General features: G+C 74.1%; 10 protein-coding genes. 4 read left to right on the top strand and 6 right to left on the bottom strand.

Annotated elements, in window-relative coordinates; all coding sequences use genetic code 11:
- Positions 1–175 precede the first annotated feature (175 nt).
- From APR03_RS04115 to acs, 5 genes are all read right to left on the bottom strand, one after another.
- A complete protein-coding gene (locus tag APR03_RS04115; RefSeq protein ID WP_253833056.1) occupies positions 176–775 on the bottom strand; it encodes a hypothetical protein in 600 nt (199 codons plus the stop codon).
- Positions 776–860: 85 nt separating this feature from the next.
- Complete coding sequence (locus tag APR03_RS04120) at positions 861–1,814, bottom strand: NUDIX hydrolase (protein WP_253833454.1); 954 nt, start codon at positions 1,812–1,814, stop codon at positions 861–863.
- Positions 1,815–1,879: 65 nt separating this feature from the next.
- Positions 1,880–4,393, bottom strand: a complete 2,514-nt coding sequence (locus APR03_RS04125) for an RNA degradosome polyphosphate kinase (protein ID WP_372494754.1) — start codon at positions 4,391–4,393, stop codon at positions 1,880–1,882.
- Between the two features lie 48 nt (positions 4,394–4,441).
- Positions 4,442–5,413: a mycothiol synthase gene (gene mshD / locus APR03_RS04130; protein WP_253833058.1), complete on the bottom strand. Its 972-nt coding sequence runs from the start codon at positions 5,411–5,413 to the stop codon at positions 4,442–4,444.
- A 131-nt stretch (positions 5,414–5,544) separates the two neighbouring features.
- Positions 5,545–7,575, bottom strand: coding sequence for an acetate--CoA ligase (gene acs, locus APR03_RS04135; protein ID WP_253833060.1), 2,031 nt, complete (start codon positions 7,573–7,575; stop codon positions 5,545–5,547).
- Positions 7,576–7,759: 184 nt separating this feature from the next.
- On the opposite strand from acs, the gene APR03_RS04140 reads away from it, so the two are divergent.
- Complete coding sequence (locus APR03_RS04140) at positions 7,760–8,851, top strand: NADH:flavin oxidoreductase/NADH oxidase (RefSeq protein ID WP_253833062.1); 1,092 nt, start codon at positions 7,760–7,762, stop codon at positions 8,849–8,851.
- Between the two features lie 426 nt (positions 8,852–9,277).
- Here the strand turns inward: APR03_RS04140 and APR03_RS04145 are convergent, their stop codons facing one another.
- Positions 9,278–10,108: an HAD family hydrolase gene (locus tag APR03_RS04145; protein WP_253833064.1), complete on the bottom strand. Its 831-nt coding sequence runs from the start codon at positions 10,106–10,108 to the stop codon at positions 9,278–9,280.
- A gap of 295 nt (positions 10,109–10,403) precedes the next feature.
- On the opposite strand from APR03_RS04145, the gene ssd reads away from it, so the two are divergent.
- The 3 genes from ssd to APR03_RS25165 are packed head-to-tail and all read left to right on the top strand — an operon-like array spanning position 10,404 to position 13,425.
- Entirely contained in the window at positions 10,404–11,135 is a 732-nt protein-coding gene (gene ssd, locus APR03_RS04150) for a septum site-determining protein Ssd (protein ID WP_253833067.1), read from the top strand.
- Entirely contained in the window at positions 11,132–12,283 is a 1,152-nt protein-coding gene (locus tag APR03_RS04155; RefSeq protein WP_253833068.1) for a TadA family conjugal transfer-associated ATPase, read from the top strand. Before ssd ends, APR03_RS04155 begins: the two co-directional genes overlap by 4 nt.
- Entirely contained in the window at positions 12,277–13,425 is a 1,149-nt protein-coding gene (locus tag APR03_RS25165; RefSeq protein WP_253833069.1) for a type II secretion system F family protein, read from the top strand. The genes APR03_RS04155 and APR03_RS25165 overlap by 7 nt, the downstream gene beginning before the upstream one ends.
- The last annotated feature ends 176 nt before the right edge of the window (positions 13,426–13,601 follow it).

The following is a 13,601-nucleotide window of genomic DNA, read 5'->3' on the forward strand; positions in this document are numbered from 1 at the left end:
GGTGAGAGCGACGCCGAACCGGGAGCGCCTCTCGGCGCGGGGCCGCTCGTAGCGGCTTGAGGTGGAGCCCGGGGCTACCGCAGCCCGGCGTCGCCTGCACCATCCTAGTCGTGTGCCGGGATCTGCCAAGGGGGTCGGATCTCACACCCGCGACACGTCACACCGGCGGGTGGGGTCACTCCAGGGAGCCCGTACGCCACAGGTCGCCGGCGTGCTCGAGCTCCTCGGCGGTACGCAGCAGTGAGCTCGCGCTGCGCGTCATGCGCGTCGCGCCGGTGGGGTCCGCGACCTCGCGCGAGTCCGCGTCGAAGGCGGCGCCCGTGGAGAGGATGCGGCAGAACGCGCCGGCGCGCTCCAGCGCGACGGCGAGGTCGCCGGTGAAGACGCCGGAGAGCACGGCATCGGCGAGAACCTGGAGGTCACCGGGTTCGGGCGGGCTCGGCACGCCTGCGACGGCCTCCTGGACGGGGGCCGCTTCCACACCGAGCCGATACCGGAGCATGACGGTCGGCATGTCGCGGCGCACCCACTCCCGCAGCACGTACAGCCGCCAGAGCGACCCGGGCAGGGAGACGGGCGCGGCGTCCGCCCAGAGGCCCGCCACGGTGTCCAGACCCTCGTTCTCGACCAGGTGGATGAGCCGCTCGACGACCTTCGGGTCCTCGGTGGTGCGTGCCCGGTCCACGAGCGCGCGCGCCGTCGCGTGCGCGACCTCGTCGCGCAGGGCGGGATCCACGTCCCCGGGGAGCGCGTCGGCGTCCCGGGGGTCCAGCATGGCCGGCCTTCTCGGCGGTCGTTGGTCGCTGCTCATGGTGACCGATAGTGCGCCGATCTGGAACGTGTGTCCACCACCAGCGCGGTCACCAGACCGGCGGGCTCACCTTCTCGGTGGCGACGACGCGCGGCCCGCCGGGCGTGTCGGCGACGTGCGCCACCAGGACCTCACCCGGTTCGAGGTACGGGTCCGCGGACGGCAGCCCGTCCGCCACCGCGCGGGGCGCGTGGCGGCCGAGCACGTCCAGGACCGTCGGCAGGACGGGACGGTGGGTGCAGAGCACGGAGGACTCGGTGGCCTCCTCCAGCAGCTCCCTCACGGTGGCCGCGACGCGGGACGGCGAGCGCTCGTGCTGTGCCTCGGTGAGGTTCTCGCTGTAGCTGGGGCGCAGGCCCCCGGCCCGCACGTAGGGGTCGATGGTGGTGGCGCACCGTTCCCAGCGGGAGCTGATCACGTGCTCGACGCCGTACGCGGCCAGCACCGGGACCAGGGCGGCCGCCTGCCCGTGCCCGGCGGGGGTGAGCGGCCGGTCGCGCTCCGCGCCGTGCCATGCCGTCCGCGGGACGGCACGGCCGTGCCGGGCGATGACGAGGGCACGAGTGCCCAGCGTGCCCTCCTCCTCGGCGTGCACCAGCGCGTCCAACGGCCCGCGGTCCGACGTGCGGGTGAGCCGAGCGGCGGCCTCGGTCACGCTGAGCCACTCGGCCTGGTCCACCTCGGTCCGGTCGACGGGCGCCACGGGGGCGCGAGCCGCCAGCGCGGCGGCGTCCTTCTTCCGGCGGGCGCGGTGGGACGCCCAGTAGTGCACGCGCTTCACGCGCCCGTCGGGCGTGAGGTACTGCAGGCCGGGCAGCGGGCGGCCGAGCACGATCTCCCGGCCCGTCTCCTCCGCGACCTCGCGCACCGCGGTGCCCTGGAGGGACTCCCCGGTCTCGACCTTGCCCTTGGGCCAGGACCAGTCGTCGTAGCGGGGCCGGTGCACGAGCTGCACCTGGAGCTCGCCGCCGCGGCGGCGCCAGACGAGCCCGCCCGCCGTCATGACGACGGGCGTGTGAGACCTGCCCGTCGCGGCCGGTTCGGTGCCCACGCTGGACCGCAGCCCGGTCACCGGACGGGCTCGAGCCGGCGCCGCTGGCGCTGGATCAGCACCGACTGCAGGTCGCGCAGGCCGTTGCCGTCCACGCCCCCCGGTCGCTCCCACCGGCCGTCCGGGAGCAGGTGCCAGGACGCGGTGGTGTCGGCCATGGACTCGTCGAGGAGGCCGAGCAGCTCGCCGATGTGTCCCGGGTCGGTGACCCGGACGAGCGCCTCGACGCGACGGTCCAGGTTGCGGTGCATCAGGTCGGCCGACCCGATGAACACCTCGGGGCCGGACTCCGCGCCCTCGCCGAGAGCCGGGCCCGCCGAGTTGGCGAACGCGAAGATCCGCGAGTGCTCCAGGAACCGGCCGAGGATCGAGCGCACCCGGATGTTCTCGCTGAGGCCGGGCACGCCGACCTTCACGGCGCAGATGCCGCGGACGACGAGGTCGACCTTCACACCGGACTGCGAGGCCCGGTAGAGGGCGTCGATCACCGTCTCGTCGACCACCGAGTTGACCTTGATCTTGACCCAGGCCTCGTGGCCCGCCCGGGCTGCCGCGGCCTCGCGCTCGATGCGGTCCACCAGACCCGACCGCACGGCGCGGGGCGCCACGAGCAGCCGGTGGAAGGTGGACTTCGGGGCGTACCCCGAGAGCTGGTTGAACAGCCGCGTGAGGTCCTGCCCGACGTCCGGGTCGCTGGTCAGCAGGCCGTGGTCGGTGTAGATGCGGGCCGTCTTGGGGTGATAGTTGCCCGTGCCGACGTGGCAGTACCGCAGGAGGGAACCGTCGGACTCCTGGCGCACCACGAGCGAGAGCTTGCAGTGGGTCTTGAGGCCCACGATGCCGTAGACGACGTGGACGCCCGCCTCCTCGAGCTTGCGCGCCCACGAGATGTTGGCCTCCTCGTCGAACCGCGCCTTGATCTCGACCAGGGCCAGCACCTGCTTCCCGGCCTCGGCCGCGTCGATCAGTGCGTCCACGATCGGGGAGTCGCCCGACGTCCGGTACAGGGTCTGCTTGATGGCCAGCACGTCCGGGTCCGCCGCCGCCTGCTCCAGGAACGTCTGCACGCTCGTGGAGAAGCTGTCGTACGGGTGGTGCAGCAGGATGTCGCGCCGGCGGATCGCGGCGAACACGTCGGTCGGCTTGGAGCTCTCGACCTCGGCCAGGTGCCGGTGCGTCGAGGGCACGAACGGCGGGTAGTGCAGGGGTGCCAGGTCGAGGTCGGCGATGAGGTTCAGGCCCGTGAGGTCCAGCAGGGCGGGCAGCTCGTAGACCTCCTCCTCCTTCACGCCGAGCTCGCGGACGATCAGGTCGCGGATGCGCGGGCTGATGTCCTTCGCGATCTCCAGCCGGACCGGCGGCCCGAACCGGCGCCGCAGCAGCTCCTTCTCCATGGCCTGGAGCAGGTTCTCGGCGTCGTCCTCCTCCACGTCCACGTCCTCGTTGCGGGTGACGCGGAACGTGTGGTTCTCACGCACCTCCATGCCCGGGAAGAGGTAGTCCAGGTGCTGGGCGATGACCTCCTCCAGGGGCACGAAGGACATCGGCCCTCGCTGCGGGTCCGCCTTCTTGGTGCCCGGCCGCCGCGGCTTGCCGGACGCGTCCACCGCGATGAAGCGGGGCAGCAGCGGCGGCACCTTCACGCGGGCGAAGTGCTCCTTGCCCGTCGCCGGGTTGGCCACGACGACCGCCAGGTTGAGCGAGAGCCCCGAGATGTAGGGGAAGGGGTGCGCCGGGTCCACCGCCAGCGGGGTCAGCACCGGGAAGATCTGCTTGCGGAAGAACTTGTGCAGCCGCTCCTGCTCCTTGCCGTCCAGCTCGCCCCAGTGCACCAGCGTGATGCCCTCGGCGGCCAGGGCGGGCTGCACCGCGTCCTCGAACACGCGCGCGTGCCGCTCCATGAGCCGGTGCGCCTCGGTCGAGATGCGCCCCAGCACCTGCCGCGGGCTCAGTCCCGACGCGCTGGTGACCGCGATACCGGTCGCGATGCGGCGCTTCAGGCCGGCGACGCGCACCATGAAGAACTCGTCCAGGTTCGACGCGAAGATGGCCAGGAAGCGGACGCGCTCCAGCAGCGGGATGCGCGAGTCCTCCGCGAGCTCCAGCACGCGCTGGTTGAACGCCAGCCAGCCCAGCTCCCGGTCCGCGAACCGGTCGACGGGCAGCGGCTCGCCGCGCTGCGGCTCCAGGAGACTGGTGCCCTCGGGGCTCTCCGCGATGTGCTCGGCGATGTGGGCGGCGAGGCTCGGGTCCACCGAGCGGGGGTCCAGGATCTCGTCGGCGGAGGCCTCGACCGGCACGTGGTCGGTGAGGTCCGGGGCGGGCGCGCCGTCCTGCTTCTCGTCCTGCTTCTGGGCCGGCTTGTCGGACGGCTTGTCCGCCGGCTTGTCGGACGGCGCGGTGGCGGGGTCGCCGGGCACACCGTTCTCGGTCGTGGCGGGCGTCGTGCGAGGGCTCTGCTTCACGAATCGACCCTTCTTGTCCCGGGGTCTGGCGACGGTGTTCCCCGCGCTGTCCTTCATAGGGCACATGGTGTCACCGTTCGGTACACAGTAGGTGTATCCGGACGGGACATCTCGTCAGGCGCGGGCGTACTGCACGTGGACGGCGGCACGTGCGAAGCCGGCCCGCTCGTAGGTGGCGAGAGCGGGGGCGTTGTCTCCTTCCACGTACAGGACGGCGCGCGTGGCCGCACGCGCCAGGTGCGCCAGGCCGACGCCGGTGAGCAGCCGGCCCAGACCCCTGCCCTGGTGGTCCGGGTCCACGCCGAGCACGTAGATCTCACCGTCGATCGCACCGTCGGTCTCGCCCTCGCGGGCTCCGTCCGGGCCGGACGGATCGACCTTCGTCCACAGGAAGGCAGCAGGGTCCGCGTCCGGGGCGTCCTCCGGCACGAGCAGGAAGAAGCCCTCCGGATCGAACCACGGCTCGGCCTGGCGGGCGCGCAGGTCGTCGAGCGTCATGCGGCCCTGCTCGGGGTGGGCCGCGAAGGCGCGAGCGTTGACCCGGAGCCACGCGTCGTCGTCCGGACCGGGCCGGAACGTGCGCAGGCGGTAGCCGGCGGGCGGCTCGGGCGCACGCAGCGCCGCCGCGTCGAGCGGGCGGGCAAGGAAGAGGAGCTCGCGCACCGGGCGCAGGCCCAGGGCCCGGGCGAAGCCACGCGCCGGCTCGAGGTCGCCGTGCGCCCAGACCCGGAGCTGCTTGCCGTGCTGACCCGGTTCACCCGACCGCGACGGGAGCGTGGCGTCCCGCTCGGCCGTGCGCAGCAGCACACGACCGCGGCCGTTGCGGCGGTGGTCCGGGTGCACCACCAGCTCGGCGCTCGCGGTCTCGCCCGACCGGTCGATCTGCACGTAGCCGATGGTGCTGCCGGACGTCGTGTGCGCGACGACGTGCGTGATCCACTCGGCGTCGGTGCCCAGGTTCAGGAGGGGCTGCTCCGACAGCGGAGCCACGCCGTCGTGCGCCTCGGCGGCCGCGGCCAGGTCGCGGACGGCCTGCTGAGCCTCGGTGTCGAGCGGGCCGATGTCGATGGGAGCGGCGATACGCATCTTCCTATCCTCCTGCATGGGCGTCCTCCTGCACGGGTGTCCTCCTGCATGGGCGACGGTCCGCACGCGTCCGGGACGAGGAGAACCCTGGCGAAGCGGAGCGCTTCGCCAGGGTTCCGGGAGTCAGGCGGTCAGTCCTCCGACGAGGCCGACGGCGCCTGCAGGCCCGCTGTGATGAGGTCCATCACCGACGAGTCGGCGAGGGTCGTGGCGTCGCCCACCGCACGGTCCTCGGCGACGTCGCGCAGCAGGCGGCGCATGATCTTGCCGGACCGCGTCTTGGGCAGCTCGGGCACCACGAGGATCTTCTTGGGCTTGGCGATGGGGCCGATCTCCTTGCCCACGTGGTCGCGCAGCTCCTTCTGCACCTCGGCGGCACCTTCCGGCGTGGAGGCCCGGCCGGCGTGGTCGCCGCGCAGGATGACGAACGCGACCACGGCCTGACCGGTGGTGTCGTCCGCCGCGCCCACCACGGCGGCCTCGGCCACGATCTCGTGCGACACCAGGGCCGACTCGATCTCGGTGGTCGACAGCCGGTGACCGGACACGTTCATCACGTCGTCCACGCGGCCGAGCAGCCAGATGTCGCCGTCCTCGTCCTTCTTGGCACCGTCACCCGCGAAGTAGAGGCCCTCGAACCGCGACCAGTACGTCTCCTTGTAGCGCTCCAGGTCGCCCCAGATGCCGCGGAGCATGGAGGGCCAGGGCTCCGAGAGCACCAGGTAGCCGCCCCCGCCGTCGGGCACCGGCTTGGCCTCGTCGTCCACGACCGTGGCCGCGATGCCGGGCAGGGGGACCTGCGCCGAACCGGGCTTGGCCGCGGTGACGCCGGGCAGCGGGCTGATCATGATCGCGCCCGTCTCCGTCTGCCACCACGTGTCGACGATCGGCGTGCGGTCGCCGCCGATGACGCGGCGGTACCACATCCACGCCTCGGGGTTGATGGGCTCGCCCACCGAGCCGAGCACCCGCAGGGAGGTCAGGTCGAAGCCGCCCGGGATGTCGTCGCCCCACTTCATGCAGGTGCGGATCGCGGTGGGCGCCGTGTACAGGATCGAGACCTTGTACTTCTCGATGAGCTCCCACCAGCGTCCGCGGTGCGGGGTGTCCGGCGTGCCCTCGTACAGCACCTGCGTGGCGCCGTTCACGAGCGGGCCGTAGACCACGTAGGAGTGGCCGGTGACCCAGCCGACGTCGGCCGTGCACCAGTAGACGTCGGTCTCCGGCTTGAGGTCGAAGACGTTCTTGTGCGTGTAGGCGGCCTGCGTCAGGTAGCCGCCCGTGGTGTGCAGGATGCCCTTCGGCTTCCCCGTGGTGCCGCTCGTGTACAGGATGAAGAGCGGGTGCTCCGCCTCGACGGCGACCGGCTCGTGCTGGTCGGAGGCCGCCGCGAGGGCGTCGTGCCACCAGACGTCCCGTCCCTCGACCCAGTCGACATCCTGCTCGGTGCGGCGCACCACGAGGACCTTCTGCACCGTGGTCGGCTCGGCGCCCTCCTTCGGGGCGAGCGCCTCGTCGACGGCCGGCTTGAGCGCCGACGGCGCACCGCGGCGGTAGCCGCCGTCCGCGGTGATGACCAGCGTGGCCTCGGCGTCGGCGATCCGGCTGCGCAGCGCGTCGGCGGAGAAGCCGCCGAAGACCACGGAGTGAGGCGCGCCGATGCGGGCACAGGCCAGCATCGCGACGACCGACTCGACGAGCATCGGCAGGTAGATGACCACCCGGTCGCCCGTGCTCACTCCCAGGTCGGTCAGCGCGTTGGCCGCCCGTGACACCTCCCGCTGCAGGTCGGCGTAGGTGACGGTGCGGGTGTCGCCCGGCTCGCCCTCGAAGTGGATGGCGACGCGGTCGCCGTGACCCGCCTCGACGTGGCGGTCCACCGCGTTGTAGGCGGCGTTCAGCGTGCCGTCGGCGAACCACCGTGCGACCGGGGCGCCGCTCCAGTCGAGCGTCTCGGTGAACGGCGTCTGCCAGGTGACGAGCTCCCGGGCCTGCTCGGCCCAGAACTCCAGACGGTCCGCCGCTGCCTTGTCGTAGAGGTCGGCCTGCGCGTTCGCCTGAGCCGCGAACTCCGCGCCGGGCGGGAAGCTCCGGGTCTCGTGCAGCAGGTTCTCGAGGCTGGGGCTGGATGCCGTGCCCGACGTCGGGTGGGCTTCTGTCACGGTGACCTCCGGTGCGCGTCGTCGTCGCGGTGGTTCGGCAGGGACTTGGGGCTGCCTTGACGTTGTCTCTGGTCGGTGAGTGTAGTCCCGGTCGGTGACACTCCTCACAACCCCGTGTCAGCACCTGAGACCGGTTCGTGACCGATACGGAATTGCCCGGCCACCGGCCACGTTGGGGCCTGACGTGAGCCTCCTCCTCGAACCCGTCACCCTCCGTGGCCTGACCCTGCCCAACCGCGCCTGGCTGTCGCCGATGTGCGAGTACTCGGCCCAGGACGGGGTCCCGGACGACTGGCACCTCGTCCACCTCGGGTCCCGCGCCGCCGGCGGGTTCGGGCTGGTCCTGACCGAGGCGACCGCCGTCGTCCCCGAGGGGCGGATCTCGCCGCAGGACACCGGGATCTGGAACGACGAGCAGACCGCCGCGTGGCAGCGGATCGTGGACTTCGTGCACGCCCGCGGGGCCCGCATCGGCATCCAGCTCGCCCACGCGGGCCGCAAGGCCTCGACCTACCGCCCGTGGGCGCCCGAGCAGGGCAGCGTCCCCGTGGCGGACGGCGGGTGGCCGACCGTGGGTCCGTCGGCGACGCCGTATCCCGGGTACGCGGTCCCCGCCGAGATGACGCCGGACCAGGTCGCGGACCTCCCCGAGCACTTCGCGGCCGCGGCGCGGCGGGCCCGGGAGGCGGGGTTCGACGTGGTGGAGGTGCACGCGGCCCACGGGTACCTGCTGCACCAGTTCCTGTCCCCGCTCGCGAACACCCGCACGGACGGGTACGGCGGGTCGGCGCAGGCGCGCTCGCGGCTGGCCGAGGAGACGGTGCGGGCGGTCCGGGCCGCGTGGCCCGACGAGCTGCCCGTGCTGGTGCGGCTGTCCGCCACCGACTGGCTGGACGGCGGGCTCCAGGTGGACGACGTCGCCGCGGTCGCCGGGCGGCTCGGGGAGCTGGGCGCGGACCTGATCGACGTGTCGACCGGCGGGCTCGCGCCCGCGTCGATCACCGTGGGTCCGGGCTACCAGGTGCCGCACGCCCGGCGCGTGCGCGAGGTCAGCGGGCTCCCGGTCAGCGCGGTGGGCCTGATCAGCGAGCCGCACCAGGCCGAGCAGATCCTGGTGGAGGGTTCGGCGGACGCCGTCATGCTCGGGCGCGAGGCGCTGCGCGACCCGTACTGGCCCCTGCGGGCGGCTCATGTGCTGGGCGACGCGATCGGGACGGCTCCGGTGGAGGCCGGGGTGGGGGCCCAGCCGCAGTACTCACGCGCTCGGTGGCGGTGAACGGGCGGGGTCGTCTGCCTGCGACAGCTGAATGTCGGGCGTGGTGGTTCTTTCGAGCCGGCGTGCATTCCGCGAAACGATTCGCCGTGCGGCCGGGCTCCTCGCAATTTCCGTTCGCGATCCGGAAGTGCGAGGGCCCGGCCACTGCGGTGGCGAGATCTCGGCCCACGAGTACGGAGTCCGGGAGCATCCTCAAGCCGGATACCGCTCTCACCAGCTGGACGGGGTGACCACGCTCGCGCGGTCCCTTCCGTCCTGAATACTTGCTGTGAACACAATCACACTGCTTTGTGCGCGTGAATGCAACCTGGGCGGGCCGATCTTCACAATTGCCAATTCCTGTCATGTGACCAATTGGCGGGGAAAATCTTCGGCCTTACTTTTGCTTGACCTGTAGCCTGCCGATCCGCGGGCCCGGGGGTCGGGTCAGCGGCGCCGGGCGCGGCGCCGGACCGCGCGCCAGACCAGCCACACGCCCAGGCCCACGGCCACCGCGCCGACGACGGCGATCAGCGGAGCGGGCTCGATGCGCGGCCGCAGCGCCACCGGGCGGGTGAACGCGAGCACGCCCCAGCCCGACTGGGCGGCACGCCGGCGGAGCAGCCGGTCGGGGTTGACCACGTAGCCGTGACCCACCGCCTCGAGCATCGGGGCATCGGTGATCGAGTCCGAGTAGGCGAAGCTCTGCGCGAGGTCGTATCCCTCGCGGGCGGCGAGCCGGCGCAGCCCCCCCGCCTTGTTCTCGCCGTAGTTGTAGAAGTCGATCTCGCCCGTGAACCGGCCGTCCTCGACCGTCATCTGCGTGGAGAGCACGTGGTCCGCACCGAGGACCGCCGCGATCGGCTCCACGAGCACGGCGGCCGACGCCGACACGACCACCACGTCCCGGCCGGCCGCGTGGTGCTCCGCGATGAGCTCGACGGCCTCCGCGTAGACGTAGGGGTCGATGAGCTCGTGCACCGTCTCGGTGACGATCTGGCGGACCTTCTCCACGTCCCAGCCGGTGACGAGCGACGACAGGTGCGCCCGCATGCGCTCGGTCTGGTCGGCGTCGGCGTTCCCGATCAGGAACACGAAGTGGGCGTACGCGCTGCGCAGCACGTCGGCGCGCGAGAGCAGCCCGCCGGCGAGGAACGGCTTGGAGAAGGCGGCCGACGAGCTCGTGGCGATGATCGTCTTGTCGAGGTCGAAGAACGCCGCGGTGCGCGGTGCGCGCGCCGTCGGCGGGGGTGCGGTCTGGGGAACCTGCTCGGTCACCCGCCGAGCCTAGCGGCGCGGCCCGGCCGGTGGCGGCTCCCGGCCGGGGTGTCCGGCACTCGTGGCGAAACTCGTGCGGTCCCCGCGCAGACCCTGGTGGCGAGGCCGGCAGCCCGGGAGATCGACCACAGGAGGCACCTTTCCGGAGTTGTGCACAGCGTGCCGGATCGTCGCGGCAGCACCGGGTCGGGGCCGTCCAGTCTCGTACCGGAGCCCCGGCGAGCCCGCCGGTGGCGCGAGGCCCGGGCGCAGGCGTCCGGCTGAGGTCCGGCACGTCCGGGTGGAGGAGGCGGCGATGGTCGGCGCAGCGTACGAGGGGTCGGAACCGGGGCGGGTGGTCGGCGTGATCGGGGCGTGCGGCGGGGCCGGGGCGTCCGTGGTGGCCGCGTGCCTGGCCCACGGGCTGCGCCGGACCGGCGAGCGCGCGACGCTCGTCGACCTCGACGCCCACGGCCCGGGCCTGCAGCTGCTCCTCGGGAACGACGGCGCGCGCGGTGCGCGCTGGCCGGACCTGGCCGAGGCGCGCGGCGACGTCGACGGCGCGGGCCTGGTGGCCGCGCTGCCGCGCTGGGGTGTGGTGCCGGTGGTGAGCGGCACGGCGTCGGGTCCGCCGCCCGACGACGACGTCGTGCTCGACGTGTGCCGTGGGCTGGTGCGTTCCGGCGAGACCCTGGTGCTCGACCTGCCCCGGCCGGGCGCCCACGGCCCGGCGGTGCGGACGCTGCTCGCAGGGTGCACGACGGTCCTGGTCGTGGTGCCGCTGACGCTGCGGGCCGCCGTCGGCGCGCGGCGCCTGCACCACGCCCTGGGGGAGGCCGGGACGTCCGACGTGCGGCTGGTGGGGCGCGCCCCGGCTCCGGGTGCCGTGGACGACGGCGAGATCGAGGCGGGTCTGGGTCTGCCGGTGGTCGCGACCATGCCGCGGGACGAACGGCTCGCCCGCGCGGTGGAGGCGGGGGCCGGTCCGGCGGTGTCGTCCCGGTCGCGGCTCGGGCGGTTCGCCGGCGACCTCGCGAGCGCGCTGTGAGCGCGCCGGTCTCGCTGCTCGACGACGTCCGCGCACGGTTGGCCGACGGCCGCACCGCGGCGGACGTGGCGGTCCGGGACGCCGTACGGGACTCCGGCCGGGTGCTCGGTTCCGAGGCGCTGCGCGACCTCGAGCGCAGCGCCCGGGCCGAGCTCACGGGCGCCGGGCCGCTGCAGGCCCTGCTCGACGCGCCCGGCGTGACCGACGTGCTCGTCAACGGGCCGCGGGACGTCTGGGTGGACCGCGGCACCGGCCTCGACCGGGTGGCGCTGGACCTGGGGTCCGCCGCACGCGTGCGGGCGCTCGCCGTGCGTCTGGCGGCCCTCGGTGGCCAACGTCTCGACGATGCCTGCCCCACGGTGGACGCGCGTCTGCCGGACGGTACGCGGCTGCACGCCGTGCTGGAACCGCTCGCCGAGGCCGGCGCCGTGATCTCGCTCCGCGTGCTGCGCACGCGGGTGCTCACGCTCGACGAGCTCGTGGCCGGCGGGGCACTGCCCGCAGGCTGGGCCGCCCTGCTGCGGTCGCTCGTGCGACGGCGCGCCAACGTGCTGATCAGCGGCGGCACCGGGACGGGCAAGACGACGCTGCTCGCGGCCCTGCTGTCACTGGTGCCCGGCAGCGAGCGGGTGGTGACCGTCGAGGAGGCACGGGAGCTGCGGCCCGCGCATCCCCATGTGGTGCACCTCGCCGCCCGGCGGGCCAACGTCGAGGGCGCGGGGGCCGTCGACCTCGCGGGGCTGGTGCGCAACGCGCTGCGCATGCGACCCGACCGGATCGTGCTGGGCGAGTGCCGCGGCGCGGAGGTCCGCGAGGTCCTCATGGCCATGAACACGGGCCACGACGGCGGCTTCGCGACCCTGCACGCCAACGCCGTGGCCGTGGTGCCCGCCCGGCTGGAGGCGCTGGCAAGCCTGGCGGGGATGCCCCGGGAGGCCGTGGCGGCCCAGGCGGCCGGGGCGCTCGACGTGGTGCTGCACCTGAGGCGGACGCGCGGGGTGCGGCACCTCGCCGAGATCGGGGTCGTGGGGCGTACCACCTCCGGGGAGCTGGAGGTCCGGACGGCGGCGGACTGGGACCTGCGGAGCGCAGGGACCGTGGACCGACGGGCCTGGGACGAGCTCGTGAGCAGGTACGGCCCGTGGTGACCGCCGGATCGACCGTCGTGGTGGGCCTGCTGGTTGCGGCCGGGGCGTGGCTCGTGCTCGCACACGGCGGACGGCGCCTGCGGGACGTGCTGCCCCCACGGGGCGACGGGGACCGCGACGGGGCAGCCGTGGGCACCGCGTCGGTACGCAGGCGGACGCGGCTGGGACGAGGGCCCCGCTGGCGCCCTCACCGGGTGGCGCGCCGGGCCCGGCGCGGTCCCGAGGGCGACGTCCGCGTCGTCGTGATGCAGGTGGTCGCGCTCCTGCGCGCCGGTGCGGCACCCGGCCCTGCCTGGTCCCGCGCGGCCGGCGTGGGCGTCGACCTGACCGGGGTGCCCGACCGCACCGGGCTCACGGCACTGCTCGGCGCGCGGCACGCCGAGGCGGTGGTCGCCGCGACCCGGCTCGCGCTGGAGGTGGGGGCGCCGCTCGGACAGGTGCTGGAGCAGGTCTCCGGGACCCTCGTCGCCGAGGCGGAGGCGGGTGCCGAACGCGACGCCGCGCTCGCCGGCCCGCGGACCACCGGCCGGATGCTCGCGTGGCTGCCGGTCGCGGGCGGGCTGCTGGGCTGGGTGCTCGGTGCGGACCCGGTCGCCACGGCCACGGACGGCGGGGTGGGCACGGCGGCTGTCGGCGTCGGGCTGGTGCTCGCGGGAACGGGGCGGATCTGGTCGGACCGGCTGGTGAGCGCGGCCCAGGGGACCGACCCGCCGGGCGTGGACTTGCAGGTGGTGCTGTCCCTCGTGGCGGCCGCGCTGACCGCGGGCGCGGGGGTACCCCGTGCACTCGGGGCGACGGGCGGGGCGGTCGGGGGCCCGCTCGGGAGCGCGCTCAGGCGTGCGGCACGCGCTCTGGTGCTCGGGGCCGACTGGGACCGGGCGTGGGCGGGGGCTCCCGCGGCGCTCACCCCGATGGTCCGGGCGCTGCGCGGTGCCTGGCTCGACGGTGCCGCGCCTGGCGAGGCGTTGCGTGCCGCGGGTGACGAGGTGCAGCACGAGCGGCGCTCGGCGGCGCGGACCGCCGCGGCCCGGCTCGGAGTACGGCTCGTGCTTCCCCTGGGGGCCTGTTACCTGCCGGCGTTCGTGCTGGTGGGCCTGGTTCCGGTGCTGCTGGCCCTCGGCATCGACCTGCTCGCGGGATGACGGCCGGACCACGCGCGGGCGGGGACCGGAGAACGACCTCGGCGCGCACCGGCGCGTCGACGCCGTCCACCGCTCGGTGGACGGAGGCCCGCCACGGCGGGCCGGACAGGGTGCTCGTGCGCCGGCGGTCGAGCCGGTGCACGGGCCGGACAGCCCGGACACGGGCGGAGAAGGGG

Source organism: Promicromonospora thailandica (genome assembly GCF_024171955.1).
Classification (GTDB): domain Bacteria; phylum Actinomycetota; class Actinomycetes; order Actinomycetales; family Cellulomonadaceae; genus Promicromonospora; species Promicromonospora thailandica.

Bases quoted from the DNA above. Each gene is read 5' to 3' on its own strand.
- APR03_RS04115 (WP_253833056.1), bottom strand. From the start codon at position 775: ATGCTGGACCCCCGGGACGCCGACGCGCTCCCCGGGGACGTGGATCCC.
- APR03_RS04125 (WP_372494754.1), bottom strand. From the start codon at position 4,393: ATGTGCCCTATGAAGGACAGCGCGGGGAACACCGTCGCCAGACCCCGG.
- APR03_RS04120 (WP_253833454.1), bottom strand. From the start codon at position 1,814: ATGACGGCGGGCGGGCTCGTCTGGCGCCGCCGCGGCGGCGAGCTCCAG.
- mshD (WP_253833058.1), bottom strand. From the start codon at position 5,413: ATGCGTATCGCCGCTCCCATCGACATCGGCCCGCTCGACACCGAGGCT.
- ssd (WP_253833067.1), top strand. From the start codon at position 10,404: ATGGTCGGCGCAGCGTACGAGGGGTCGGAACCGGGGCGGGTGGTCGGC.